Source organism: Campylobacter sp. FU_497, assembly GCF_025772425.1.
Lineage (GTDB): Bacteria > Campylobacterota > Campylobacteria > Campylobacterales > Campylobacteraceae > Campylobacter_D > Campylobacter_D lari_C.
The window spans coordinates 1-2,861 of sequence record NZ_JAKMSC010000030.1; the positions used below are offsets into that span (position 1 = coordinate 1).

General features: G+C 29.8%; 1 protein-coding gene. It reads left to right on the plus strand.

Features of this window, described 5'->3' with window-relative positions:
* A partial coding sequence (locus tag L8W68_RS08105) for a filamentous hemagglutinin N-terminal domain-containing protein (RefSeq protein ID WP_263675746.1) occupies positions 1–2,861 on the plus strand: 2,861 nt, incomplete at both ends.

The following is a 2,861-nucleotide window of genomic DNA, read 5'->3' on the forward strand; positions in this document are numbered from 1 at the left end:
AATCAATCCAAATCAATTACCTAGTGGAGGTAAATTTACCCATGGGACTAGTGGGAGTATATCTGGTCCATATTTAAATGGTGGTAAAAATACTATAGATGTCATAGGTAAAACACAAGGTGGAAACCATGTCATACAATGGGGTGGTGGCTTTAGTATAGGCAATAAAGCTCAAGTAAATTTCATAGGAAATGGTCAAAACTACCTAAACATTGCTCATGGAACTAGCAAATCTATGATAGAAGGTTTATTAAATGCAGGTGGTAATAATGTCTTTTTAATTAATCCTAATGGGGTAATCATTACTAAAACAGGAAATATCAATGCTAATCGCTTTGTGGCTTCTACTTCGTCGATGAGTGATGGGGATATGTGGAAATTTGCTAAATCTACACAAGAACAAGCTGCTTCTTTCTCTCCTATATTTAAACCACAAAAAGCAGGTAATGTAGTCAATATGGGTAATATTAATGCTAATGATGTATTACTTATAGGGAATAAGGTAGATATACAAGGTGGAAATATCAATGGTATGCATAATGAAGGTGTTAGTGGTGATGCTTTAAAAAATCCAAGTGGTAATACAGCCAATAAAGTTCATTTGGTGGGAAATGAAGTTTATATAGACAAGGATATGGCAAAATTTAAAACTACAAGTGGTAAAGTAGATGTAACAGCCAATACTATTTACACTCAAAGACAAATGATAAAATTTGCAGAAGATAATTATGACTTTGGTGATAATGTAAAAGTAAATGTAGTAAATTATAAAGATTCTAGTGGTACAACTCATACAGGAAGCTCTAATTTCAAAAAAGCTCTAACTATAGGTAATATGGGAAATGAAAAAGATAATGCTATAGAGTGGTGGCACTTTGCAAAAGGTTGGAATGAAGATTTAGGTGTTAGAGAAATTGATGAGTTTAGATTGGTAGATGATATAGATTTTAGTGGTAATCAAGGTAAAGGGGTAGAAGGTAAAGATTGGAAAAACTATGCAAATTATTGCATAGATGGATTAGGGTGTACTAGTATGATAGTTGGTAGAACTTATGATAGTGCATTTACCAAAACTTTTGATGGACAAGATTATACTTTAAGAAATATTAATATAGACACAACTGTAGATGCAATCATAGATAAACCTAAATATGTAGGAATATTCGGAGTTTCTTCTAAGGGTGCAATTTTTAAAAATATTAATGTGGATTATGAAAGAGGTATTAATACTCTTAATGCTGGTTATATTGGTGGATTCATAGGATTAGCTTCTGATGCATTGTTATCTAATATATACTTAGGTAATATAGAAAACATCACAGCGGTTACATACGACGGAAGTGTTCTTTTTATAGGTGGTATGATTGGTTTTATTGATTACTCGGAATTATCAAATATTTCTTTAGACTCTATAAAGAATATCAGTGGTATTGCTCATGGACATTCTAGTTTTGTTTCCGGTTTATCGGGATACTCTAGGGGTTCGTCTATTTCAAATATATTTTTAAATAATATTGGAAATATTAATAGTAGAAGTTTTGCTATATCAGGTTATAGTGGTGCTTCCATTGCTAGTGGTTTTATTGCAGGTGTTCATTCTTCTTCTATTTCAAATATTTACTTAGATAATATAAAAAATATTAGTGCTAGTCTTGTCGGTGGATTTGCTGGTGGTATTAGCAACTCATCCATTTCAAATATATATTTAAATAACATATTAAATATTATAGGTATTGGCAATGATGCTTTATCTGGTGGTTTTGTCGGTGATATAAGTAATAGTAATGGTGATAGTAACTTTAAAAACATTTATATGTTTTTTGCTTCAGGTGTAAAAATTGAAGGTGAGCAAGTTGGTATTTTTTTTGGTTCATCAAAGGGAACTAATCTAAACAACATCCACATCTATCATCATGAAAACGATTTAGCTAATGCTACGGCTGATCAAAACTATTGGGGTGATACTAACAATAAAATTCAAATCCACACTTATAATGATAATAATCAAGAAAGTGTTTATAAGGATTTTTTATCTAAAGCTAATATTATAGAAAAACCTAATCATTCTGACATATCTTTAGAAGAAGACGACCTCAATAAAGAAGTAATCACTCAAATCATAGAAGATATTACCAAAAAAGGTTATGTGGTACATATAGATAGGTTAGAAGAACTATTAAAAGATTATAATAAGTTTAATGAAAATACCACAGAAGGTGACAAAATAGCTTTTATTCAAACATATTTTAATATAAAAGATGAGAATGAAGCTAGAGGTATTTTGCAAAGTTTAGATTTTCTGACTTATTATACTAAGAATGAAACATTTGATAAAAATAGAATATCAAATGAAGCAAAAGATTTATTTAAATCTTTACAGAATCAAAGCAAAACAACTCTAGCTAACAATAAAGCTTTATTTAGCTATTTAAATGATAATAAGGATAAATTAATAGCTGAATATGACAAATACAAAGAGCTAAAGCAAGTCTTTAAAGACAAAGAGCAAGACTATTTTAAAGCCCAAGCTGAATTTAATAGATTATTAGATTTAGTCAAAAAAGGCGAATTAAAATATAATGATCCTAAATTCACTCAAGCTTTTGATAGCTGGCTTAATGCTTATAATGCTTACAATGCTTTATCAAATGATATTAGCGAACTAAACAATAATGTTGCGAGTATTAGCAATGGTGTTAAAGATCTAGGTTATACAAATTTTAGTTTTGCTAAATTTGATGATATTACTAACATAGATATAAAAGAACCTGAAATTCCTAATATAGACAATTCTCAAGGTGGAGATTTACCTGACTTTGAACAAACTGCTTCACTTAATTTAATAGGCAATGAAACTTTAA